Source organism: Gardnerella massiliensis, from assembly GCF_003408845.1.
Taxonomy (GTDB): domain Bacteria; phylum Actinomycetota; class Actinomycetes; order Actinomycetales; family Bifidobacteriaceae; genus Bifidobacterium; species Bifidobacterium vaginale_H.
In genome coordinates, this window is sequence record NZ_LRTV01000001.1 from 453478 (window position 1) to 478478 (window position 25001).

General features: G+C 46.6%; 15 protein-coding genes. 1 reads left to right on the top strand and 14 read right to left on the bottom strand.

The window, feature by feature from the left end; translation table 11 throughout:
• From carB to efp, 4 genes are all read right to left on the bottom strand, one after another.
• Positions 1-1195: carbamoyl-phosphate synthase large subunit (carB, locus tag AXE77_RS01790; RefSeq protein WP_116711848.1), on the bottom strand; the 1195-nt coding region annotated here is incomplete at its 3' end.
• 51 nt (positions 1196-1246) lie between these two features.
• On the bottom strand, positions 1247-2458 hold the full coding sequence (gene carA / locus AXE77_RS01795; protein WP_116711849.1) for a glutamine-hydrolyzing carbamoyl-phosphate synthase small subunit: 1212 nt from the start codon (positions 2456-2458) through the stop codon (positions 1247-1249).
• A gap of 1007 nt (positions 2459-3465) precedes the next feature.
• The gene (gene nusB, locus AXE77_RS01805; protein ID WP_116711851.1) at positions 3466-4020 is read right to left on the bottom strand and encodes a transcription antitermination factor NusB; all 555 of its coding nucleotides are present in this window, start codon (positions 4018-4020) and stop codon (positions 3466-3468) included.
• Positions 4021-4164: 144 nt separating this feature from the next.
• Complete coding sequence (efp, locus tag AXE77_RS01810) at positions 4165-4728, bottom strand: elongation factor P (protein ID WP_116711852.1); 564 nt, start codon at positions 4726-4728, stop codon at positions 4165-4167.
• Between the two features lie 130 nt (positions 4729-4858).
• On the opposite strand from efp, the gene AXE77_RS01815 reads away from it, so the two are divergent.
• Entirely contained in the window at positions 4859-5248 is a 390-nt protein-coding gene (locus AXE77_RS01815) for a YccF domain-containing protein (RefSeq protein WP_116711853.1), read from the top strand.
• Here the strand turns inward: AXE77_RS01815 and pyrE are convergent.
• The 10 genes from pyrE to AXE77_RS06610 form a co-directional block, all read right to left on the bottom strand.
• The gene (pyrE, locus tag AXE77_RS01820; RefSeq protein WP_116711854.1) at positions 5224-5916 is read right to left on the bottom strand and encodes an orotate phosphoribosyltransferase; all 693 of its coding nucleotides are present in this window, start codon (positions 5914-5916) and stop codon (positions 5224-5226) included. The genes AXE77_RS01815 and pyrE overlap by 25 nt on opposite strands.
• A gap of 79 nt (positions 5917-5995) precedes the next feature.
• On the bottom strand, positions 5996-7021 hold the full coding sequence (locus AXE77_RS01825; RefSeq protein ID WP_205727507.1) for a dihydroorotate dehydrogenase: 1026 nt from the start codon (positions 7019-7021) through the stop codon (positions 5996-5998).
• Between the two features lie 5 nt (positions 7022-7026).
• Complete coding sequence (locus AXE77_RS01830) at positions 7027-7923, bottom strand: dihydroorotate dehydrogenase electron transfer subunit (protein WP_116711855.1); 897 nt, start codon at positions 7921-7923, stop codon at positions 7027-7029.
• A 108-nt stretch (positions 7924-8031) separates the two neighbouring features.
• A complete protein-coding gene (gene pyrF / locus AXE77_RS01835) occupies positions 8032-9075 on the bottom strand; it encodes an orotidine-5'-phosphate decarboxylase (protein ID WP_116711856.1) in 1044 nt (347 codons plus the stop codon).
• Positions 9076-9105: 30 nt separating this feature from the next.
• Positions 9106-10518, bottom strand: coding sequence for a dihydroorotase (locus AXE77_RS01840; protein WP_116711857.1), 1413 nt, complete (start codon positions 10516-10518; stop codon positions 9106-9108).
• 98 nt (positions 10519-10616) lie between these two features.
• A complete protein-coding gene (gene pyrB, locus AXE77_RS01845) occupies positions 10617-11882 on the bottom strand; it encodes an aspartate carbamoyltransferase (RefSeq protein WP_165846026.1) in 1266 nt (421 codons plus the stop codon).
• A 141-nt stretch (positions 11883-12023) separates the two neighbouring features.
• Positions 12024-12356: a type II toxin-antitoxin system RelE/ParE family toxin gene (locus AXE77_RS01850; protein ID WP_116711858.1), complete on the bottom strand. Its 333-nt coding sequence runs from the start codon at positions 12354-12356 to the stop codon at positions 12024-12026.
• Complete coding sequence (locus AXE77_RS01855; RefSeq protein WP_116711859.1) at positions 12356-12589, bottom strand: hypothetical protein; 234 nt, start codon at positions 12587-12589, stop codon at positions 12356-12358. The genes AXE77_RS01850 and AXE77_RS01855 overlap by 1 nt, the downstream gene beginning before the upstream one ends.
• 81 nt (positions 12590-12670) lie before the next feature.
• Positions 12671-15982, bottom strand: a complete 3312-nt coding sequence (locus AXE77_RS01860) for a bifunctional [glutamine synthetase] adenylyltransferase/[glutamine synthetase]-adenylyl-L-tyrosine phosphorylase (protein ID WP_116711860.1) — start codon at positions 15980-15982, stop codon at positions 12671-12673.
• 738 nt (positions 15983-16720) lie between these two features.
• Positions 16721-24772 carry an FIVAR domain-containing protein gene (locus AXE77_RS06610; RefSeq protein ID WP_165846027.1) on the bottom strand — a complete coding sequence of 2684 codons (8052 nt, stop codon included), beginning with the start codon at positions 24770-24772 and terminating at the stop codon, positions 16721-16723.
• Positions 24773-25001 lie beyond the last annotated feature (229 nt).

The window sequence follows — 25001 nt, forward strand, 5'->3', positions numbered from 1 at the left end:
GCATTGCTTTTCCAAGAGATTCCTGGAAGTTTCCAGCCAAAGCCATTGCTTCACCAACCGACTTCATGGAAGTTGTGAGCGTGGTGTCTGCTCCCGGGAACTTTTCGAAAGCGAAACGTGGAATCTTCGTTACCACGTAGTCGATTGTTGGCTCGAAGCTTGCAGGAGTTGAGCGAGTAATATCGTTTTGAATTTCGTCCAAAGTGTAGCCGAGAGCAAGTTTCGTTGCGATTTTTGCAATTGGGAAGCCGGTTGCTTTGGATGCGAGCGCGGAAGAACGAGACACGCGCGGATTCATTTCGATGACGATGATGCGTCCGGTTTGAGGGTTGATTGCGAACTGAATATTGCAACCACCCGTATCGACGCCGACGCCTCGAATAATCGCAATACCAATATCGCGCATCTTCTGATACTCACGGTCGGTAAGCGTAAAGCAAGGAGCTACGGTAATTGAGTCGCCCGTATGCACGCCTACAGGATCCACGTTTTCGATTGGGCAAACAACTACGACGTTATCTTTTGCGTCGCGCATAAGCTCAAGCTCAAACTCTTTCCAGCCTTCAATGCCTTCTTCAATAAGCACTTCGTTTGTTGGAGAATAGTGAATACCAGCCCCCGCAATGCGGTGAAGTTCCTCCTCGTTGTGTGCAATACCAGAACCCAAGCCGCCCATAGTAAAGCTTGGACGTACTACTACCGGGTATCCTAAAGTTTCAACAATTTTGTCTACTTCTTCAATTGAGTGAGCAATAAAGGATTTTGCCGATTCAGCTCCAGCTTTTTCAACGACTTTTTTGAAAAGCTCGCGATCTTCGCCGCGGTCGATTGCTTCCAAAGAAGCGCCAATAAGCTCAACGTTATACTTTTCCAGGATTCCCGCGCGACCCAAATCCATTGCCGCATTAAGTGCAGTTTGTCCGCCAAGCGTTGGAAGCAACGCATCCGGACGCTCCTTAGCAATAATGCGCTCCAAAATCGAGGTGTCGATTGGCTCAATATAAGTTGCGTCAGCAAGCTCCGGATCCGTCATAATCGTAGCCGGGTTAGAGTTGACTAAGATTACGCGAATACCTTCTTCGCGAAGAACTCGGCAAGCCTGCGTTCCCGAATAATCAAATTCTGCAGCCTGACCAATAACAATAGGACCGGAACCAATTACCATAACCGACTTAATATCAGTACGTTTTGGCATAGTAAACTTCTCTTTCCGTGAATCTTAAAATCTTACTTGCTTTTTCGAGTATTACTTGCTTTTTCGAGGATTTTCGCGCATTAATTCCACGAAGCGGTCGAATAGGTAGGAAGCGTCGTGCGGACCTGCTGCAGCTTCCGGATGATACTGCACTGAAAACGCTGGAATATCAAGGCATTGCAAACCTTCTACAACGTTGTCGTTCAAGTCGATATGCGATACCATTACGCGACCAAAGTGTCCGCTTTCGTAAGGAGATTGAACAGGGCCTTCGAGAGGAGCGTCCACTGCGAAGCCGTGATTGTGAGCCGTAACTTCCACTTTGCCGGTTGTAACGTCTTTTACAGGCTGATTAATACCGCGGTGACCAAACTTTAGTTTGTAAGTGCCAAAGCCGAGAGCGCGGCCAAGTAACTGATTTCCGAAACAGATTCCAAAGAATGGGTAGCCTGCGTCCAAAACTTTGCGCAAAAGTTCGACTTCACGATTGGCCTGGCCAGGATCTCCCGGTCCGTTTGAGAAGAATACGCCGTCAGCGTTAAGTGCTTGCAGAGATTCAAAGCTTATTGAGGAGCTTACGACGTGCACGCGGCAGCCGCGCTCTGCCAAACGGTGAGGCGTCATGGATTTAATACCAAAGTCGACTGCTACAACCGTGTAAAGCGGATCTTTGCCTTCAAAATCACCGCAAGGCTCAACCGTGTACGTTTCTTGAGTACTGACTTCATCCGTTAAACGCAAGCCCTGCATTTGCGGAGTCTGCTTAATTTCGTCAACGAAAGAAGCGACGGTACGAAAAGCCCCGGTTGACGAATCAACCAGGGCCTTATTAGAAAAAATGCCGGCACGCATAACGCCTACCGAGCGTAAATGACGTACCAGCTTTCGAGTATCAATACCACTAATGCCAACGATACCTTGCTTTTGTAAATCGTCTTCCAAGGAACCTTCAGCTCGCCAATTGCTAACTATTGGGCTTGGCTCCTTAACCACGTAGCCTGCAACCCAAATACGAGCGGATTCTGGATCTTCGTGATTCATTCCCGTATTACCTATGTGTGGGAATGTTTGAACTACGATTTGTTGATCATAACTTGGATCAGTTAATGTTTCTTGATAACCAGTCATGCCCGTGGAGAACACAATCTCAGCGCGCGTAGAACCTTGCGCACCAAAAGGCTTACCAACGTAAACCTGACCATCCTCCAATACCAATAATGCATCATCACTGCCGAATCCGGCGAAGGTGTTGCAATAATCCACCTTGACCCCCTTATGGCTTTAGGATATTCGTGGCAAGTTTACTCAGGTTGGCGGACGGACGACGCGCCGCGCCGGCGGTGGTTATTGCTTATTGCTGAGTCTTTTTGTTTTTGGTAATTCCGAGTTTTAATCTCGCGATTCTGCATAATTGCGATTTAGACATAAACATCACACGCGTTCCACGCAATGGTCTCTTGTTTAATGTGGCGCGAGTTTTGCGCGACGACCTGCTTTCGCGCAGCATTGCGCGCGCGAAAGCAACTCGGAGCGTGAGCTTGCTCAAGTTGAAAGCACGGTGTGCTTTCAACGCAAGCTCAGTAGCGAGCTTATTCCTCACGGCTATTGGTAGCCGTTTGGCTGATTTGGCATGTGAAGCACACCGTGCTTCACAATTGAGCCAAATCACGCTTTGAAGGAGCTTGAAATCCCATTGATTTCAAGTTCGGTCAAAGCGCTGCGCGAGCGTCCTTCGTTCAGTGCGAAAAATCTCAAATCTCACCACACGAATACTCCTCATTTGAAGTATTATAACCACGCCGGGTTTTGTGTTTGAATGGTGAATTGGTTTGGCATGGCGTCTGCAGAGCATTAATGCTAGTGTTACCTAATCAACAGAAATCGACGGAAGCATAGCACAGCTGTAAAGTTTTAATCGCTTTTCCGCAAGATTCTGATTTTTTCTTTACATGCTTGTAAAGTCACTGTCACTTTTTGGCGAGATTTCGTTATTTTCTGTACAACGCTGTAAAGGAATTATCGCTTTTGTGGAACATTTGCGGGAGATTTTTCTCCGGAAAATGTTGCTGTTTCAGTGAATTTTTGGAACATTCTCCGGAGTTTTTTCTCCGGAAAATGTTGCTGGATTGGCCGTTTTTTGGAACATTTGCCGGAGTTTTTTCTCCGGGATTTGCGCTGACGACCTGCCGAAGCGCTCCAAACGCGAGAAAACTATCTCACATTTGGAGGGCTTGGTTTAGCGTAATAGCTGCATAGCACAACTGCAAAGCTTATTGCTCAGCAACAGCATCGGCAGCAGCAGCGTCGTCAGCAACAGCGTCGTCGGCAACAGCGTCAGTAGCCGCGTCGCCAGCGTCTTCTGCAGCAGCGTCTTCCGTAGCAGCGTCTTCCGGAGAGGATTCGCCGTTAAACTTTGCTAAGCACGCGTCTTTGTCTGCCACAATAGCGCTTAGCAAGCCGTGAATAAACGCAATAGCTTCATCGTCGCTATACACTTTGGCCAACGCAATTGCTTCATCGATTGCAACCTTGTCTGGAATTTCCTCGTTAAGCAGAATTTCCCAAACTGCAATACGCAAAATATTGCGGTCAATAACAGCCATTCTTCCGACTTTCCAGCCGGTCGAATAACGGTTCAAAGTCTTGTCAATTCTATTGCGTCGCTCACCAACGCCTCGAACAATCTCAATAGCGTATTCTGGAAGCGGCGTTTGAGCACCAGGCTCTTTAACGCGCTCCTCAAGCAAAGAAAGAATATTCTGATTCTTTTCATCCGCCTCATACAGCGTATTCAAAGCCCTTTTACGAGCGGTGGAACGTGCCATAATAACGCCCTTCTGCACAAAGTATTAAAAATTACAATAAATTTAGCATAAAATCGCGCGACCCAGCGACGAATAATCGCCACCGGGTCACACTATAAAAATTATTTAGGAATAAATAGTTAATTTAATTAGATAACTACTTCTTTAGTTTTCACGACCAAGGTAAGAGCCGTCACGAGTGTCGACCTTCACCTTTTCGCCTTCACCCACGAAGAGTGGAACCTGAATCTCAGCACCGGTTTCCACAGTTGCAGGCTTAGTACCAGCATTAGCACGGTTGCCCTGCAAGCCTGGCTCAGTATGCGTAATAGTCAAAATTACGGAAGCTGGAAGCTCAACGCTCAAAGGAGTGCCGTCATGGAAGCTTACGATGCAATCGGTGCCTTCAAGCAAATACTTGCTCTGGTCGCCAACCAAAACCTTAGGAATATAAACCTGATCGTAAGTGGTCATATCCATGAAGACGAAGTTGTCGCCATCTTCGTAGGAATACTGCAACGTGCGGTTATCAACGGTCTCGAACTCCATCTTCATGCCGGCGTTAAAAGTCTTGTCGACAATCTTGCCCGAGAGCACGTTCTTAATGGTGGTGCGCACGAAAGCAGGACCCTTGCCTGGCTTCACATGCTGGAACTTAACGACGGTCCAAAGCTGACCGTCAAGGTTCAAAACCGATCCATTCTTAATATCATTGGTAGTCTGTGCCACGAGTTACCCGTTTCTTTCGCTAATATAGCTGCAATTTACGCAGCTTAAGAAATAAACCTTGCTTATTATGCCACACAGCATCAACTTATGCACTCATGCACCAATATCAGCGAGATTATATACTCATAGTATGAGACTTTTTGGGAATATTGTGTGGCTGTTATTTGGTGGTCTTCTCCTTGCCGCAAGCTGGTTTTTTATAGGATTGTTACTTTGCGTAAGCATTGTTGGCATACCATTTGGCATCCAAGCTTTCAAAATGGCAAGCCTCACGCTAACACCGTTTGGAAAGCGTGTTATCAATAGAGGCGGCGTTAGCACAATTTGGAACTTGCTGTGGATTGTTCTTTTAATTGGGCCAATGCTTGCCTTGGGCTACGTAATTTCGGGATTTATTTGCTGCTGCACAATTGTTGGCATACCATTTGGCATACAAGCTTTCAAAATGGCAAAACTTGCGCTATGGCCGTTTGGTTCCGAAATTGTAGAGGACGTTTACGCACCGTATGTACGCAGGTAATCTGCAGCGCGCGAAGCTAAGTTCTCGTCCATAACAGCAGTTCCGTCACTATTAGTGAGTTTTTGTGCTGCTGCAAAAATTTCGCGCACGTTTGCAATCGGCAAAACTGGGAATCCAAATTCTTGCTCGACTGCTTTTACTGCTGAAAGCTCGCTGTCTTTTGTGCGCTCCATTCTATCTACTGCCAAAATCAAGCCAACAACTTCCACATTTGCTTCCGCTTTAAGCTTCGGCAAAGTTTCACGCACTGCAGTTCCAGCAGTCATAACGTCGTCAACAAGTAGCACTTTCATACCGTCTTTTAGCGGCTTTCCAACCATAATTCCGCCGTCGCCGTGATCTTTGCGCTCTTTGCGGTCGAAAGTAAAGCCGACTGGCATATTGTGATTATTCGTCAAAGCCATTGCCGTAGAAACTGCCAGCGGAATACCCTTATAAGCAGGGCCGAAAACAGTATCGATATTTTGCGGAAGTTTGCCTTCTTCGATTGCTGCCATTACGCGCTGAGCGTAGTAAGCACCTAGATTTGCGATTTTCATGCCGTCGTCAAAAGCGCCCGCATTAATAAAATAAGGCGATTTGCGGCCAGATTTCAGCGTAAAGTCACCAAATTTAAGCGCACCTGAATCGAGCAAAAACTTAGTAAAACGCTCGTCTAATTCTGCCATAATTAGCTCTCTTTCTTAAAATATTTTTTAAATACTTTCTAAATACGATTACTTTCTTAATTTCAGCGCCAAGTTAATTTCAGCGCCAAGTTTTGCCTTCAGCAAGCAAAGACGCAAGTTTCGGACGCGAATCAAGCAAATCGTCAAGCTCGCGCGCAATTCGAATCGGAGCAGTAGGGTCCACCAAAGCGGCAGCACCAACTTCTACAGCATTCGCTCCAGCATACAAATATTCCAAAGCTTTTTCGCCGGAATCAATACCACCAATGCCAATAATCGGAATATCCGGCATAGCTTGACGAACTCGCCACACGAAGCCAAGACCAATCGGGAAAATAGCAGGACCTGAAACGCCGCCCGTACGGTTTGCAATAATCGGCTCGCCGGTTCGAATATCAATTCGCAAACCAACCAGCGTGTTAATCATGCTTAAAGCGTCCGCGCCAGCGTCAACAGCAGCTTTGCAAATCGACACAATATCCGTCACATTTGGCGTCATTTTTACGATCATTGGCTTATCAGTCATTGCGCGAAGACGCGTAATTAAACGATGTAATGCCACCGGATCCGTGCCAACGCTCATTCCGCCGTGAGTTACGTTCGGGCAGCTTACGTTAATTTCAAGCATGTCGGCCGCAGAATCCGCAAGCTTTTCCACAACTTGCGCATAATCGTCGTCACTGTGGCCTGCAACATTAGTAATAACAAGCGCTCCCATGGACTTAAGTTTTGGCAACTCGTCTACTAAATAGTGGTCGACGCCCGGATTTTGCAAACCTACTGCGTTTACCATTCCGGAAGGCGATTCAGCCGTACGCGGAGAAGGATTACCCTCCCACGGTACTGGAGACACGCCTTTTGTGCAGATTGCGCCGAGCTGACTCACGTCATAAAAGCGACGGCAGGCTGCGAGCTGGAAAGTTCCGGAAGCAGTACCAACCATGTTTTTCCACTTAACGCCCGCAACTTGAGTTGGGTGCTTCCATACGTGACTTGTATCGAAACCGAAAGTTTCAGCGGAATTTGTTGCGGAATTTGTTGCGGAAATTGTCGCAGAATTTGCGTTATTTACAGAATTATTTACAGAATTATTTACAGCACTCATATTTTTTACTCCCAACCCAAACGATTCGCATCAAAAACAGGACCGTCATTGCAAACTTTCAGTCTGCCTTCCAAAGTGTCAACCACGCAAGCAACACAAGTTCCATAACCGCATCCCATACGCGCCTCAAGGCTCAGCTGACATTGCACGCCACGCTCATGCGCCCAATGAGCCACAGCTTTCATCATAGGCAAAGGCCCACAAGACAAAATAACCGTTGGCAAATCGTCGTCAAAATTAAAATGCTTAACTCTTTCAAGCTCGTCAAGAAGCGTAATAACAGTACCTTCAGCGTTCGTAATACTGTGTACGTCTGAAATATATTCTTTCATTAAGTCGTCTGCAAAACGCTTGCTACGGTAGCCAAGCACTGCCGTTACGCTAGAATCCTTACGCTCACTCAAAGCCTGAGCCGCGCACATAATAGGCGGCACACCCAAACCGCCGCTAACCAACACATAATGCGCAGGCTGATCAATAGTAAAGCCCAATCCCAAAGGTCCAAGCGCATCCACAGTGTCCCCCGGCTTAAGTTCCGCAAACTCAGCGGTACCTTTACCAATCACAGCAAAAATCAGCGTAAACGTATCCCCCTCGACGCTTGCCACGCCAAAAGGACGAGGAAGCATGGCAGTTGCGTCTGGCGAATATAAATTCACGAATTGCGCAGGTTTAGCATGATGAGCAATCTCAGAATCTCGCAAAGTTAAACGGTACACGCCTTCGTCAAGCTTTTCGTTATTAAGCACTTCTACAGCCCTGCGCCCCCAAAGACGCGAGTATTTCGCATCGTCACTTTCGTTCGACGCACACGACCCATAAGAATCGAAAGCGTTGTCACGTAACGTAATTATGGCGTTTCCCGAAGCTTTTCGCGTTGGAATAAACATGCCATCACTCATGTGGTTTCCCCTGCCCTTGTATGTGTTGTACCGTTGCGTTTTGGTTTTAATTTTAGTTGTGTTCAGTTTTACTTTTTAGTTATACATTTTTATCTATACACGGCCTGTTTAGCGATAGACGGCCTGGCGCAAATCGTCGCGCATATTTCGCGCCGATTCAGCCGCAGATTCGCGCACAATCTCAAGCACATCTTCAAGTTGAAGTTTGCCTTGATTGTTAGCGTAATCTTCCGACTTACGCCACGCTCCAATAATTCCGCGAGAAGAGTTCACAATAGCACCATCACCATTCACGTCAAACATTCCAGCAACATCGCCGGCGGTGCCACCTTGAGCGCCGTAGCCTGGGACCAGGAAGAAAGTGTGCGGCATCAACTCTCGCAAACGCTTGCCTTCTTCCGGATGCGTGGCGCCAACAACAGCTCCTACCCTGGAGTAGCCGCGCTTGCCAACGCTTGACGCACCCCAACCTTCAATCAAATCTGCCATGTGCTCGTAAACTGGCCTACCGTCTTGCAAAATAAGCTCCTGAAGCTCCTTACTAGACGGATTTGACGTGCGAAGCAGCACAAAAATACTTTTATCGTGCGCAACCGCTTCGTCAATAAAAGGCTTTACACCGTCCGAACCCATATACGGGTTGACAGTAAGCGAATCTTCGTGCCAAACGTCCAGATTATTAGAGCTTTTTAGAAGATTTTTAAGAGATTGAGACAATGCGTTACCATTAGTGGTTTCGTCGTCAAAATATGCGGAAAGATTAGCAAAACCGCTTAAATGAGCCGCGTACTGGCTTGCTGTAGAACCAATATCTCCGCGCTTAGCGTCTCCAATTACAAGTAATCCTTGCGATTTTGCGTATTCGCAAGTCATTGCGTATGTGTCTAAGCCGGCAGATCCTAAAGCTTCATACATTGCGATTTGTGGCTTTACAGCAGGCACAATATCTGCAACCGCGTCAATAATCGCGCGATTAAACTCAAAATAAGCCGTAGCTAAAAGAGTTGGCAGCGCATCTTCACCGTCTACTTCTTGCAAAACTTCATCTGCAAGACCGTTAATAATTTCCGCAGGCACAATCCCAGGCTTAGGATCTAATCCCACAACGCTAGGATTCTGCTTTGCTGCAATCGCTTCAATTAATTCGTCCATAATTTTCTACCAAACAAACTTCCACTACAATCACATTCTCGAGAACGCAATTTCCGAACCAATAATCGTCGCCACTGGCCTGCCCGTAAGCTGCCAGCCGTCAAATGGCGTGTTCCGCGCTTTAGAATGGAAGGAATTTGCGTCAACCGTCCACCGCTCACGCATATTAATCAGCACTAAATCAACGTTTTCAGGATGCTCAGTAATGCTTAAACGCAACGTACGCTTATTTGCGCAGCGCGAAGAAACGTTCAGCAAAGCCGCAATATCCGTAGGTCTTCTGCTCATTAATTGCATCGGATTTACTGACATCAATTCAATTAAGTGCTTATCGTCCGTGTATCCCGCATCAACCAACACTTTGTGGCACACGCCATAAGCGCACTCGAGACCAATAATTCCGTTAGGAGTTTTTGCAAAATCTCCCGACTTTTCTTCCGCAGTGTGAGGCGCGTGATCTGTTGCGATCATGTCGATTGTGCCATCTGCAATAGCGGCAAGCGTCGCCTGACGATCCGCTTTAGAACGAAGCGGCGGATTCATTTTTGCCATTGCACCGTACTTCAGCACATCCTCATCACACAAAGCCAAGTAGTGAGGAGCCGTTTCGCAAGTAATTGGCAAGCTCGCTTTTTTCGCTTTACGAATCGCCTCAAAAGCTGCGGCCGTGCTCACATGCTGGAAGTGCACGTGTACTCCCGTTTCGCGGGAAGCATCAATATCTCGCTGAACGATTGCAAGCTCGGTTGAAGCTGGAATTCCGCCAACCCCGAGCATTTTTGCAACCGGGCCCTCATTCACAGCTCCAGTATCGTGATGCTCGCAATGTTCAACGAACGGCAAACCAGTTTCTTTCGCCATAGCTAGCACATCGCGCAAAATTGGTTCCGGTACCGCAGATCCGTCGTCGCTTATGGCGGTAATTGGATGCTTTTTCATTGGGGACGTTTTTTCGTCGTCCTCGATTCCAGCAACATACTTTTTCCACAGTTCAATATTGCTTGGGGCTAATCCTTTACGTCCCAAAGATGCACACACGCTCACATCGTAGCGGACCGGTAATTTTACGCCATAAATGCAGCCGTAACGCTGTAAATAGTCGATTACGTTTTCTACGTCGAACGGAGCATCCTCCCAAGGTTCGCCATCTACCGCAGGAACAGTATTCGGCATAATCAACACTTGCGTATAACCGCCGGCAGCAGCAGCCTCGCTTCCTGTTTGCATGGTTTCTTTTGCCGTTTGACCCGGGTCTCTAAAATGCACGTGCGGATCCGCAAAACCAGGAGCAACAATCCAATCGCTTGCATCAATATCACCAGTAACGCGTGCATTCTGCTCAATAAGAGCATCTTGGCGAACGCCGTCCACAATAAGATCGATTCGCTCGCCAGTATCCCACACGGAGATATTGCGCAAAGTTAAAGTGCGTGCTTCGTTCATATCACTCCTAGTTTTGCGTAAATTGTAGTTATTAAATTGTAGTTATTAAATTTTTATTATTACTTGATTACTGTAATAATTTTACTGCACCTGCAAGGTTAGGCACGCGCTTCTTCGTCACAATACATGCAACGATATTCATGCCTGTCGGATTCAGCCTTATAGAATTTACGCTGCAACGTCAGTTCGCTGTTGGTTATGCAGCGAGGATTTGGGCAGCTAAGATTTTCAGGCGCACTTTCGTCGGTTACGTGTACGCGAGGATCCGCTAAGGAAATTCCGTGAGCGTCAACTGCTTGCAGCTCGTCTTCTGGAACGTTCACAAAATCAGTTGGCTCGTATCCGCAAAGTTCGTCACCAAGAACGGAACTTTCCAAAGCCATGCGCATAAGCATGCCATTTTTAACCTGCTCAAAGTATGCGGCACGCGGGTCGTCGTCAACATCAACAGCGATTTCGTTAATTCGAGGAAGTGGATGCAGCACTGGCATATACGACTTTGCTTTCTGCAATTTTTCTTCCGTCAAAATGTATGTGTCACGCAAACGCAAGTATTGCTCACGATCCGTAAAACGCTCTTCTTGCACGCGAGTCATGTAAAGCACGTCCAATTTGCCGATTACTTCCATCAAATCGCGAGTTTCTTCGTAAGTGCAAGAAGGAGTGTCGCTAATGCGGTCGATTACGTACTGCGGAGTTTTAAGCTCATCCGGGCTAATTAGCACAAAATGAACGTTTCCAAAGCGGCACAACGTTTCAATAAGCGAATGAACTGTACGACCGTACGTTAAGTCGCCGCACAAGCCGACGGTAAGATTGTTCAAGCGACCAAATCGCGCAAGAATCGTCGCCAAATCTGCAAGAGTTTGCGTAGGATGCATGTGGCCGCCGTCGCCCGCGTTAATAATAGGCGTGCTAACTGCTTGCGTTGCAACGAAAGCGGCGCCTTCCTTCGGATGACGCATAGCTACTACGTCAACATAATTTGAAACGACTTTCAAAGTATCGTTTACTGTTTCGCCTTTACTTGCGCTGGAAAGTTGCGCACCTGCAAAACCGATTACTTTGCCGCCCAAACGCAGCATTGCGGTTTCAAAACTTAAACGTGTGCGCGTGCTCGGCTCATAAAAAAGAGTGGCCAACACTCTGCCATCGCAAGTGTGGGCCACTTCTTTACGGTGCGAATCGATGTATCGCGCTTTGTCTAAAAGCATTCGTATTTGAGCTGTTGAAATATCGTCTAACGTTACCACGCTTTTGCCGGCTAACGATTGAGCAATTTCGTCACGAGAAAAAACTTGAGGGGAAGAAACAGGAATATTAGAAGTAATAGAAGAATTAGAAGCGTTCATTGCGTTCGTCATAATAAATACCGCTTACCTTTCGTCAGTTGGCAAGACGGCCGCGATTGTACGCGACCTACGCAATATTACTGATTAGCGTTGACGAATCTATATACGGAGTGGCGAACAGCTATAACTTATTATGCAACATTTAATAAGCACTCAATCCAATAAATCTATTTGTTCCAATACAGTTTGTTGATTACGTTTACCATAAGTAACCTTCAAAATATAAACTGTATTTTCTTCTAAAACAACTCTGTAATAAACAAGAAAATTCTTTACAACTATACGACGCACGCCAAGTGAATTCCAAGGCTCATACTTGACTACAGGTGCAAATTGAGGGAAAAGAGAAAGTCTTTTAATACTAGATTTAATAAGATGAATAATTCTTACAGAAGTTTTCTTAGAAATATTAGATGCAATATAGTCTCTTATATTTTTTAAATCATTTTCTGCATCTTGAGTAATAAGAATATCAAAGGAACTCATTACAAGCCCTTTTCTAACTCAGCAAAAACATCCGCATACGGGCGCACTAAACCAGAAACTGATTGCTTATAACTATGCATAAGTTTGGCAGCAAAATCAGTAGATAATAATTCATCATTTTCTTCTAAATTCTCACTACTAACTGCTTGTTTTATAGTTGCAGAAACATCAGCATAAAAAACTGAGGAGTCAGCTCTTTCTTTTACATCATTACTTAATACCGCATTTTTCATTAAAAATCACCTCCCGTCTTCTAATTATAACCTACAACAAAGAATGCAACAATAAATATAAAGTGACTAAAGATGAAATGATTAGCGACCGTAGAAAAGGCGAGACATTATTTCGCGACACTGACGCATAATTGCCAGAAGATCGTTTTCAAAAACGCGGCCCTGGTTCGGCTCGTAACCAAGGTAAGTTGCAATACCGCCAAGCGAATACGAGTCAGTTGGAATAATGTCTGCGCGAGACATTGAACCAGACCACAAAAAGTTCGCGTTGCGCACAGCCGAACACATATGCCAGCAGCGTTCCAAAACTTGCGCATCTTCCTCACTTATTAAACGCTCAGATTGCAACGCTTTCAACGCTTGCATCGTACCAACCACACGCAACGACTCACGCTGGCCAGCGCACTGCAATTGAAGAAGCTGAACAGTCCACTCAACGTCGCTTAAACCGCCGCGACCAAGCTTTAAATGCCTGTCTCTGCTTACCCCTCGAGGCAAACGTTCTGCTTCCATACGCGCCTTTAACTTACGAATTTCAGCAATCTGCGACTCACTAAGCGGATTTACAGCGTAACGCAAATCGTTCACAACGCCGTTAAGCAACGCATCTGCCAATTCTTTGGAACCTGCAGCAAAACGCGCACGAAGTAACGCTTGATGCTCCCAAGTACTCGCCCAATTTCGATAATACTTTTCGCAAGATTCTAGCGAGCGCACAAGCGGACCATCTTTACCTTCCGGACGCAAATCCAAATCAACCATAATTTTTGGCTCAAGAGTAAGCGAACCCTGCAAAATATTGCGCAAAATATCTACAGTTGTTTGCGCAAAATGGTGCGCCACGTTTACATCACAATCTTCACGAATCGGCTTATAAACAACCATCATGTCTGCGTCCGAACAGAAGTTTACTTCCCTACCCCCGTAGCGGCCGAGCGCAATAATCGCAATTTCAGCTTCAGGAGCATTGAGATTCATAGACAAAGCAGACTCGCGCATCGACCATTGCAAAGCCGCGTCCAAAACAGCGTCAAAAACGTCACTCATAGCGCGCATAGACGTATCGTCGTCAATAAGCCCACACATCCAAGATAAAGCCACGCGCTCAATTTCCTGCCGGCGAAGCGCGCGCAAAGACTGCGCAAAATCCGCAATATTACTGGCGTAACGCGCAACCATCGCACTAGTTTGCATGTCAAGACTGGCTCTATCTCGCGCAGCCAACGCTTCGTCGTCACCAAGCCAGGTAATCGACTGCATTGACTGCATCATTGCCTCACCCAAGTAGCGCGAGTCAGCCAAAACGTGGCACAAACGCTGGGCTGCAGAAGGAGAATCGCGCAAAAAACCAAGATACGTGTTCTTACCGCCAAAACGTTCGGCAAGACGGCGCCAAGCGAGCAAACCCATATCTGGATTCTGGCCATCACCAAGCCACTTCAACACTGCCGGTAGCAAAATGCGGTGAATTTTAGCAGCCCGGGAAAGTCCTTCCGTGAGCGCTTCAACATGCAACTGAGCTGCGCGAGCATCCGCAAAACCAATAGACGCAAAGCGCGCGCGAGCAGCCTCCGGCGAAAGCACAATAGGATCCGCATCCGTTTGAGCGTTAATCGGAAGCATAGGACGGTAGTAAATATCCTTGTGCAAGTGTCTAATTTCGCGACGAGCTTTATCAAAACGCTCAACCAACTCCTCCGGGCGAAGTCTCACAGCACGCGCAAGACGACGAATCTGATCATTATCGTTAAGCTGCTCGGTAGAAATTGTGCGCGCGCGATCCAAGCCTCCGTTACCTTGCGCACCCAAATCTGGGAACAAATGCGTGCGGTGCATGCTCCACATTTGCTGACGATGCTCAAGCACACGCTCAAAACGGTAGTGTTCTGCCAAAATTACCGCCTGCGATCTGGAAACGTAGCCGCCCTGAGCCAACGCCTGCAGTGCGGAAATCGTATCGCGCACGCGAAGCGAAGCATCCTCACTCCCGTGCACAAGCTGCAGCATTTGCACAGTAAACTCAACGTCACGCAAGCCGCCCTTACCAAGTTTCATATCTAAATCGCGCTGAGAAGCCGGAATCAAAGATTCTACTCGCTGACGCATGTGCTGGCAGTCAGCCACAAAATGCTCGCGTCCAGAAGCCTTCCAAATAAGCGGCTCCACCATATCTCGGTAATCTTTTCCAAGTGCCATATCACCCGCAGCGGGACGCGATTTCAAAAGCGCCTGAAATTCCCAACTACTCGCCCACTTTTCGTAATACTCGCGGTGAGATGCTAAGCGTCGAACTAGCGGACCATCCTTACCTTCCGGACGAAGCGCAGTATCAATCTGCCATAGTGGAGGCTCCACGGAACCAGCAACCACCGACTGACACACTTTTTGCAACACCATCGCTATAGACGCACCAATGCGCAAAGCTGCATCTTGCTGCTGTACGTCAGTTGGCTCTACTACGTAAATCAAATCAATATCGGAAACATAATTGATTTCTTGCGCACCAAGCTTTCCCATGGCGATAATTGCGAATCGGCACGCCGAAGAACCAGTCACTTGACCGCGCGCAATTGCTAAAGCGGCCTCCAAAGCGGCATCGGCCGCGTCAGAAAGTTTACGGCTTATGTCCGGTTGCACTTCCATTGGGTCCGCACTGGCTAAATCCGCCGCCATAATCGCAGCCACCTGCTCACGATAGCGGGCACGCAACGCAGAAACGGCTTGCGCAAAGCCTAAGGAGGTAATAGGAATAGTGCAAAAATCGTCGCTTTTAGAAGATGAGGAAGAATCGGACGAAGCTGAAGAAGCTGAGGAATTATCTACTGAACTTTTTTCAGGCAAAACTACCGTTGCACTATAAGCCTGAATCGCAGCAAACAAATCCGCCCGCCGCTCATCTAAAGTCATAGAGAACAAGTGATCAGGGTCGTAAGAGGCAGCTTCTACAAGATGAGGATGCGTGCGCATAAGCATTGCCATGGCGTTAGAAGCACCAAGAACCTGCATAAGATAAGCGAGCGGCCGCGTAATTGAACTAGTCGATATTGACGCAATTTTTTCAATAAGTTGGGGCTGAGCCTGAGCAATATCTCTCAGCGCAAGAACCGCAGCGTCCGGATCTTCCGCACGAGTGACACATTCAAGAATAAGTTGCGGATTAATAAATTTTTTATCACAATCTTCACAGATATCTGCTATTGCTTTGCGAGCAGCGTCTGGGCGAGCAAAACCTGCTTTAATAAGGGTTCGTGAGGTGAGTGCAGGGGTGGATGCGGAGTTTGTTGCGGAATTTAGTGCGGAATTAGTTGCGGAATTTAGTGCGGAATTGATTTCGCTGGTTTCGTTAAAGCTATTTTCAGCAGTTGTACTATCTGTCTTGTTCGCACTTTCCATACCGCAACTTTACATTGCGGTGGTGTACAAGAATAAGTTGCGTAGGTTCAGCCTGTGGATTTATTTGTTCGCAAGTTTATTTGCTATTTTGTTTTGTGAGATTCTTGAGTATCGTCTATGAGTTTTGGTTGATGTTTTAGATTGTTGCTTTGATGAGTCTAAAGAAATTTCAGCATCGTGCGTCCCGTCCTTCGTCGCTCTGATTGTTAAAGGCTTTTATGTCTGCTTCGTTCTCTATGTAACGTTGCTTCCTCAGTCCTCTTTTAGCACTCTGCTCGAAATTTCTTTAGACTCTGAGCTAATAATCTTTAACACAAAACTCATAGACTCGTGCAAAAAAGTTACGAAATTGCGTGGTTTACTAAGTGCAACTAAAGTCACGCAACTAAGCTTCGGTGGGGTGCGTAGATAGGAGTGTCTGGTGCAGTGTGTGCAGCAGCACTAATGCTAGTGGCTTCTAGGCAATAATACTCCACGTGTGCAGCAGCGCGAATGCTAGTGTCCACTATGCAACAGTACTCAGCGTCTGCAGAGCATTGATACAAAGCTTCTGGAACATTTGCGGGAAAATCTCCGGCATTTGTAGCTGCTTTGGCTGTTTTTTGGAACATTTGCGGGAAAATCTCCGGCATTTGCGCGACGACCTGCTTTCGCGCTCAGAGCGTAGCGCGCGAAAAATCCCCCGCAAATTCACCTTGAGATAAATTTGCGAGGGATTTTACTTAACTATGTGCGAGGTTATTTGTCGGAGTGCTTGCGACGGCGAGACACACCAGCAAAACCTAAGCCGGCAAAAATAGCAGATGCCCATGCAAACAATGAAACACCTGCACCGGTATTCGCAATCTTTCCACCGCGATTACCTTTGCCTTCGTACATCTCTATGCGACGAAGCAGCACACCGCTGGCGTCACGCAACTCAGCACCGGCAGTATTAACCATGTCACGAGAAGCGTTAGCATCAGCTACCACATTCTGAGCATTAGCAAGAGCATCATCGTAACGTTTAACCTCAACGCTACCAGCAAGGCGCTTGTACGCCTCACTATGCTGAGAAACAACGCGCAACGCATCCTCAATAATCTGCTGCAAACCAGACTTATCAGCGCTTTGAACTATAAGCGGGTTCTGATCGCCAAGATGACCATAGCCAGTGCCGGTACCAAAACCAGTACCAGAACCTCCATTGCCCAAAGCGTTAAACTTGTCGATAATCACGCGCTTAGCTTCCTCAAGACTCTGCAACGCATCATCAATCTGGGCCTGATTCGTATTCACAGCATCCAACACGCGCTTAGCTTCCTCAAACGCTTGCTTGTACGAATCAACATCTCGAGACTCAGCAACAATATACGCAGTAGACTTACGGAACCACGGATCAGAGTCAACCGCAGAACGCAAAGCAGACTTATCTACCGAATACTTCTCGATAATAATACGCTTAATTTCCTTAAGTTGACTCAACGCAGCCAACACTGCAGAACGAGTTGCGTGAGGGTCTGCCAACACTCGGCGGGCATTTTCAAGCGCACGCTTATACTCATCAAGCTCCGGAGTGCCAGCAGCATTCTTATAAGCAAGCGAATCCTCAAACTTGGAATCGCCAGAACCCTGGCCATCGGACTCAGAATCAGAATCATCCTTCGACTTCGCAACCTCATCCTTAAGCGCTTGCTTCTGCGTAGCATACTCATCGTTAATCACACGCTTAGCATCCTGAAGCTTCTTCAAAGCGGCATCAACTTGAGCCTGCGTTGCTTGAGGATCCTTAAGCACAGAATTAGCTTCGTCGAGAGCCTTCTTATAAGCTTCAGCCTCAGGAGAACCAACGGCATTCTGATACTCAGGAGTCTTGGTGAAATCACCATCAGCATCGGACTCAGTTTGCAAGGCAGCCTTATCGGTCTTGTGAGAATCCGTAAGCTTCTTCTTAGCGTCCTGGAGCTTCTTCAAAGCCTCATCAACTTGAGCCTGCGTTGCATTAGCATCGCCAAGAACCTTATTCGCATCCTCGAGAGCCTTCTTGTAGGCTTCAAGATCTTGCTCAGAAGCATCGTCACCCTTAGATTGAGCGTTTAGATACTCAGGAGACTTGGTGAAGTCACCATCAGCATCCGCTTCAGACTTAAGCTTAGAAGAATCAGTCCCATAACCGTCCGTAAGCTTCTTCTTCGCATCCTCGAGTTTCCTCAAAGCAGCGTCAACCTCGGTCTGAGTTGCATTCTCATTGCCAAGCACGGAATTCGCCTCATCAAGCGCCTTCTTATACTCGTCAAGAGCCTGCTTAGAAGCATCGTCACCCTTAGCTTGAGCGTTTACGTACTCAGGAGACTTGGTGAAGGCAGAATCCTTACCGGCTTCAGTGCTCAAATCAGACTTATTGGTCGAATACTCGTCCGTAAGCTTCTTCTTAGCGTCCTGGAGAGCCTTTAGAGCGTCGTCGAGCTCTTTCTGGGTTGGAGCCTGAGTCATGCCTGTTGGAAGAGTCGTTACTGGTTTACCAGTTTTAGGGTCAAAAGCAGCGAGAAGGTCCTTAGCGGCCTTGAGTTTCTTGTTATAGTCGTCAAGAGCTTGCTTAGCAGCGTCATCACCCTTAGCAGTCGCGTTCTTGAACGCAGGAGTGTTCTCGAACACGTCGGTGCTGGTATCAGTATCGCCGTCCTTAGACTTATCAACTTCTTCTTGCAAGTCATGCGGACTGGTGACGTAGTTCTTAGTAATCTTATCCTTAATTTCCTTCAGATTCTTAAGAGCCTCGTCAACTTCCTTTTGGGATGGGAGCTGATCCTTTGGAACGTCAACTTCTTTACCATCCTTCGTAACCTTGCCATCATTCTTGTCGATGAGTTCCTTAGCTTTTGCTAAAGCCTGCTCATACGCTACAAGGTCATCAGGCTTCTTATCTCCATCAACCTTTGCTTTGAGGTTTGCAAACTCGGTTGTGTTCTCAATGTCAGGAACCTTAGCTGTGCCAGTATTATCCTTATCGTCAACTTCCTTTTGCAAGTCGTCAACCTTGGTCTTGAAGGTGTTGTCGATATCCTGCTTAGCTTTCTTCAAAGCATCAAGAGCCTCATCTACCTTCGCTTGCGTTGGACGATCTTCTGGCTTAGCATTTGGATCAGGATTATTAACCTTGTTAATAAGATCCTGCGCAGCCTTGAGCTTCTCGTTGTAAGCTTTTAGCTTCTTAGTAGCAGAAGTATCCTTCTCAGCATCCTCTTTAGATTCGGCGTTCGCTTTTTCAAGCGCGTTCTTGTACGCCACCGACGCCTCGAATGGAGGAACAACCGGCTTGCCGTCTTGATCCTTATCGCCAACTTCATTAGAAAGCGGAGTTGCATCAGTCTTGTACTTCTTAGCAATATTGTCTTGAGCGTCTTGGAGCTGTTTAAGCAGCGCGTTTACTTCTTTTTGGGTTGCCTTTTGCTTCCAATCATTATCATTGAGCTTAGCGGCAACCTTTGCAAGGACATTGTCAAAGCCCTTATCTGCTTCACCTAAGTCCTTTGTAGCACCTTGGTCACCAGCAGTCTTCTTAGCAACAGCATTTTGATACTCAGGAGTCTTCTTAAAACCATCATCTGCAAAGTCTTTGGCAGAAGTCAACGGCTCAAGATTGGTCTTGTAGTTATCAGCAATTTGCTTCTTAGCTTGCTTCAAGGCATCAAGCGCATCGTTAATCTGCTGCTGCGACGGACGTTCGCTGTTCTTCTTGCTTGTATCCTTTGCATCACTTACTAACTTGCGAGCAGTTGCAAGAGCCTTCTTGTAAGCAGTAACATCTACGTTTTCGTTACCATCGCTTGTCTTAGCTTTAGCATTCTTGAACTCTGGAGTGTCCTCGAACTTACCCGTTGCAACTGAGCCTTCAGTATCTGCCTGAGACTTCTCAGCTTCTGTGTTCAAAGCAGTGGTATCAGTCTTGTACTTTTCAATCTCAGTACGAGCATCATCGAGAGCCTTAAGCGCATCGTTGATTTCTTTTTGCGTTGGCTTTGCGTCTTGTGGCGTATCTTTATCGTCATGCTTCTTCAAAAGCTCCTGAGCTTTTGCCAACGCCTTGTCGTAATCGGCCTTAGCCTGCTTGGCAGCATTGTTCCTGGTGTCATCAGGCTTGCCATCAGCAGTTAAGAAATGAGGATCAGAGGCGTTGCGGTATGCGTCGGAATCCTTTGTGCCCTCGACGGCAGGATTTGCACCCTCTGCGTCTTTACCGTTCTTATCAACGCTATCCTTGAGCTTGGTGGTATCAGTGTTGTAGGCGTCGAGAGCCTTGCGAGCTTCGTCAAGCTTCTTCTTAGCAGCATCCACCTTTGCCTGTGTAGCCGTTGGATCCTTCAACAAATCCTTAGCTTCGTTGAGAGCTTTACCATAATCATCTACAGCCTTAGAAGCTTTACCGTTCTTATCAGTATCAGCTTGGCCACTTTCATTCTTATAGTCAGGACGCGACGCGTTCTTAAATGCAGGGTTTTGATGCGTGGCCGCGTCCTCGTTAACAGACTTAAGCAGAGCGTCAGTCTTAGTTGCAAACTTGTTCAACTCAGCAGCTGCGGCGTTCATTTCCTTAAGGATAGCGTCAACATCCCTATCCAGAGGCTCGCCGTTCTTGTGCGCCTGAATATCTTTCAGGTAGTCCTTATTATTAAGGTCGCCATCTGCCTTCGGGGTATTGCCATCAGGAATATCCTGACCATTTGCCTTATCCTTTGGAAGCTTGTTAGCAAGCGCCTTGTGCAGTTTCTCTACTGCGGCGTCATACTTCTTTTTAGCTTCTTTTGCTTCTTCGCTCGCATCATCTGCGGATACATTCTTGTATGCAGGGCTCTTTTGTATGGCAATATCATTAAAGGCAGCCGCCGAAAGCCTGCTAGTATCCGTTGCGTACGTGTCGATAAGCTTACGGGCTTCGACAAGCTGATTCTTGACCTTATTAACCTCATCCTGCGTTATAGTACTGTTCGGCTTATTAAGCTCCGTCATCAACTTTTTTGCAGCGTGATAAGCATCGTTATATTTCTTAAAGTCTTCAGCAGCTTTTTTAACTTTAGCAGCATCAGCAGTTTTGCTTTGTGACAAATCAAAGGCGTTGAAGTACGCTGGCATCAAATAACCACTGAAGTTGTCCGCAAGAGCTTTAGCAAGATCAGTCTTCTTTGTTTGATACTTATCAGCATGAAGTGCTTCCTCTGCTTTTTCAAGTGCAGACTTGGCATCCTCAACGTCTTTCTTGGTGGCGTTTTTGTCCGCAAGAACCTGCTTAGCCTTCTTCAAGGCATCATCGTAATCCTTAACGGCCTTCTGAGCAGCAGTGTCACCAGTCTTATTCTTCGCATTCGTGTAGAACACGCTCTTTTTGCCGTTAGCATTGTCTGGATCAGGATTATCGAAGCTCTTTTGAACCGCGGCGTCAAGAGGAGACTTGTCGGTTGCGTTCTTGTCAAGCGCATCCTTAGCATCCTTAAGCTTCTTGATAGCCTCGTTGACTTCCTTCTGGGAAGCATTTGGATCGGCGACTACCTCACCAGCCTTCTTAACAGCAGCATCGTATGCGTCGCGCTCATCCTTGGAGGAATTCTGGTAAGTTGGGTCGGCGGTCTTGAGCTTTTCGTCACCTTGCTTAGAGGTGTCTCCCGTGTTCACCTTGCCATTCTGGGCGATGGCATTATTCAGCTCATCCTTATTGGTGGTGAAATCATTAAGCTTTTCGCGCGCAGCGTCAAGCTTAGCCTTAGCATCGTCAACAGCCTTTTGAGTAGCGTTGGCGTCATCCCTTGCAGCCTCAGCAGCTTGAAGTGCTTCATCATAAGCCTTCTTAGCTTCTTTAGCAGCCTTATTCTTAGCGTCATCAGCTTTGCCATCAGCCTTCTTGAAGTCAGGCTCAGTAACATTCTTATACTTGTCAGTAGTTACAGTGCCAGGTTTTTCAGCAGTAGCGCCTTCGGCAGCTTTACCATTAGCATCAATCGAGGCGTTAAGCCCGTCCTTGCTGGTGTCAGGACCATCAAGCTCGGCGCGTGCCTTGTTAAGATTAATCGTCGCATTGTCGATGCGAGCCTTAAGCTCTTCAGACAGCTTGGAATCTTCTGTTGTACCAGCAAGCTTCAAAGCCTCATTAGCTTCCTTTAACGCATCGTCATACGCAGCCTTCTTAGCGTCCGATGCGTTGTAATACGCAGAATCGGTTGGAGTCTTCTTTTCATCCTGTGTTACCGCATGCTTGCCAACAGACTCCTTAAGATCCTTCGTCTTATGATTTGTCTGCGGCACAAACACTACGTTGATACCCTTAGGAGTATTGCGCAAATTATACTTGTTCTCACCATACACGTAGTTGTAGTAATACAAGCTATAAGGCTCAATGAACAAGCGCCCAATCATGCACTTGCCCTTCTTGCCAGCAACACTTACTTTCTGGCTATCATCATCAAACGTATAATCATTTACACTTGACTGCTCGTCACCCATCTTCTTGTTGGAGTTATCAACAGGCTTTGCAAAGCCGCCATAACCACCGCCATTAAGCTTAACAAGATTTAGAACACCAATCGGCTCTCCATTGTCGTCAACAGTGTAAGACCTGTGGCTACGTGTAGCCTCCCTTTTCAAACCTTCTCGCTTAACAGTAGTAATCTCAGAGCCAAGAAGATTATCTCGCAATTGTGGGTTATCAGTCTTCACATCAGACTTTACGGTAGCCTTCAACAAATCAAGTACAGCTTGCGTATTGATTTGTTCGCCTTTATCTGGATCGTAACGGTAAACCAGAGTCTTGCCGTCTTCCATCCAAGCAAGACCTTCATCGGTATCGCGCCCATTAATCTTGTTCTTGCCATCTTCCCAGCTAAGCGTGTAATCCTTGCGTAAATCAATCAAACGCGTAAGCTCATGCTTCTGAACGTCGGACTTAAACTGAGCGTATGCTTTATCGGTTCTGATAGTAACGGTAATTTTATTTTCATTCATACCGTTGGAAATGCCCGTGTTATTACCGCCACTTGCAGTTGTATCACCAGTAATCCAATCAAGCGTAATCTGATTCTCGTAGTCTTTTGCACTTAAACCAAGTTCTTGATTATCTTTATTAGCTTCGTAAATAGCTTTCTTGATTTGCTTCAACTCTGCGTTCGAATAACCCAGAGGATTAGCGACAACTACAGCCTTAACCTTAGAATCCTCTGCATCGCTTGGAACCTTGTACTCGCCGTCCTTGAACTTCTTCAACACCAGGTCGCTGAGGGCAATCTTAGGAGCGTCCGCAGTATCCACGCCGTCGAAGTTGATTACAGCATCGCCCTTGTCGTTGAAGGTCACCTTGTCTTGTGGCACATGATTAAGCTGTGCAAGCTTCTTAATAATGTCCGCCTTTTGGTCGTCTGTGAGTTGTTTAATATCAACCTCGTCCACAATCGGCTTTTGGATGCGAGTATCGTAGCGAGCAATGGTAAGCGGAAGTACCTCGGAAGTGTAGCCGAGGTCAGAGACCAAGTAGGTTTTGAGTGTTTGAGCGCCAGCAACATATGCTGTTGGCTGGCCTGCCTGCGACGTTACCCTGTTAATTCTAATAAGCTGGGAAGGATCATACGCACGCTGGTCGGTAATAACCACCTTGTTTTCAGCAGTATCTGGCGTCTGAACAAATGCACCGTTTGCTCCAGTGTGTCCACCAACACCCTTAGATGTACTTGCAGCTGTAATCTGATCACGAATTGATTTATTACCAGTTGCTTCGGTAGGAGCATCCAAAGCAGCCTTAAGATTCTTCTGAATTTGTTGTGTAGTAAGTTCTTCGTTATACTTCAGCACAATTGAGCCAGCTGTTTTAGGCGGAATAAGTGTTGCTGCACGTGCAATATTCGTCTTGTAAAGCAAGACTTCGCTTTCATTATCTTTTTTACCGTACACATAAATGCAACGGTTTGCAGCGTAGTTTTCTCCACTCTTAAGATTGCCATCTCTAAAAAGAGGTGTCATTTTAAGCGTTGCAGAGCCGTCAGTATTCGGGGTAAACGCATATTCGCCAGAATAAGGCTGATACAGCCCCAGATTTCCAGAATAGTATTCAGCAGCCTTTCTACCTCTATCAGTAGTCAGACTATTGTTTTGAGCAGGGAAAATGGCAATACTGCTGATTTTGTATCCATCTGTTGGCTTTGCAAAGTTGAAAGTAACAGTGTTACTTTGTCCACTTTCAATATACGTATTATTAGACGATCCCCACGTATACATATTAGGGAGCGTGTCTTTTTTATCTTCAGAAAGTTCGATTGTGCTGTTAGCTTGTGGCTTCGACTCTGGTGTTGTAGAGGCGTCGCGATCTTCACCATAATTCGGACCAGTAGTAGCTATTTGCGGATCTTCTGCCGCCGCACGCCTTGTACGCCTCTTTGCAGCAGTCGCTTTATCTTTATTATCGTCAGTAGTTGCAGGATTCTTAGACTTATCATCTTCCGGATTTACTACAGACTGCTTATCCTTATCACCCGCAGAATCGCCATCTGCAGCGCCATTATTATTATCATCGTCACTAAGAGCATCAGCAACAGCATCAATATCAGCATCACTAATATCAGTCACAGGAGCTGGCGCCGGACTAGTCAAAGCACCACTCTCCGCCGCCATCGCCGGAGTTGCTCCAAAAGCAAATGCCGCACCAGCCAACACGCCTGCAGCACCAACCGTAAATGCCGCCACTTTGCGCGCCTTTACAGCCTTAGAAATTGCGTTACTTACTGCAGCGTCTAATGTTACCTTGCGTGCGTGCCTTCTGGAATTTGAACTAGCCATTATGATATCTCCTTAATATCAATTCTCTCTGAACAAGTCTTTATGAATTTATTAGTGAAGAGCTTTGTGCAGTAAGCAAACGCTGATTGAACTACGGAAGTACATATCAAACTTCTGCTCAGCTCTCAAAAGCACGATCTCTTTTATTGAGATTCGCATTCAATAGTACCGAATATACGAATATTTTGCAACGTATTTGTTATGATGTATAGCCCACAAGCCCCCCCCC

Excerpts from the sequence above, each read along its gene's own strand:
- AXE77_RS01825 (WP_205727507.1), bottom strand. The coding sequence starts at position 7,021 with ATGAGTGCTGTAAATAATTCTGTAAATAATTCTGTAAATAACGCAAAT.
- AXE77_RS01830 (WP_116711855.1), bottom strand. The coding sequence starts at position 7,923 with ATGAGTGATGGCATGTTTATTCCAACGCGAAAAGCTTCGGGAAACGCC.
- pyrB (WP_165846026.1), bottom strand. The coding sequence starts at position 11,882 with ATGACGAACGCAATGAACGCTTCTAATTCTTCTATTACTTCTAATATT.
- AXE77_RS01855 (WP_116711859.1), bottom strand. The coding sequence starts at position 12,589 with ATGAAAAATGCGGTATTAAGTAATGATGTAAAAGAAAGAGCTGACTCC.
- pyrF (WP_116711856.1), bottom strand. The coding sequence starts at position 9,075 with ATGGACGAATTAATTGAAGCGATTGCAGCAAAGCAGAATCCTAGCGTT.
- AXE77_RS01815 (WP_116711853.1), top strand. The coding sequence starts at position 4,859 with ATGAGACTTTTTGGGAATATTGTGTGGCTGTTATTTGGTGGTCTTCTC.
- AXE77_RS01850 (WP_116711858.1), bottom strand. The coding sequence starts at position 12,356 with ATGAGTTCCTTTGATATTCTTATTACTCAAGATGCAGAAAATGATTTA.
- nusB (WP_116711851.1), bottom strand. The coding sequence starts at position 4,020 with ATGGCACGTTCCACCGCTCGTAAAAGGGCTTTGAATACGCTGTATGAG.
- AXE77_RS06610 (WP_165846027.1), bottom strand. The coding sequence starts at position 24,772 with ATGGCTAGTTCAAATTCCAGAAGGCACGCACGCAAGGTAACATTAGAC.
- AXE77_RS01860 (WP_116711860.1), bottom strand. The coding sequence starts at position 15,982 with ATGGAAAGTGCGAACAAGACAGATAGTACAACTGCTGAAAATAGCTTT.
- AXE77_RS01840 (WP_116711857.1), bottom strand. The coding sequence starts at position 10,518 with ATGAACGAAGCACGCACTTTAACTTTGCGCAATATCTCCGTGTGGGAT.
- pyrE (WP_116711854.1), bottom strand. The coding sequence starts at position 5,916 with ATGGCAGAATTAGACGAGCGTTTTACTAAGTTTTTGCTCGATTCAGGT.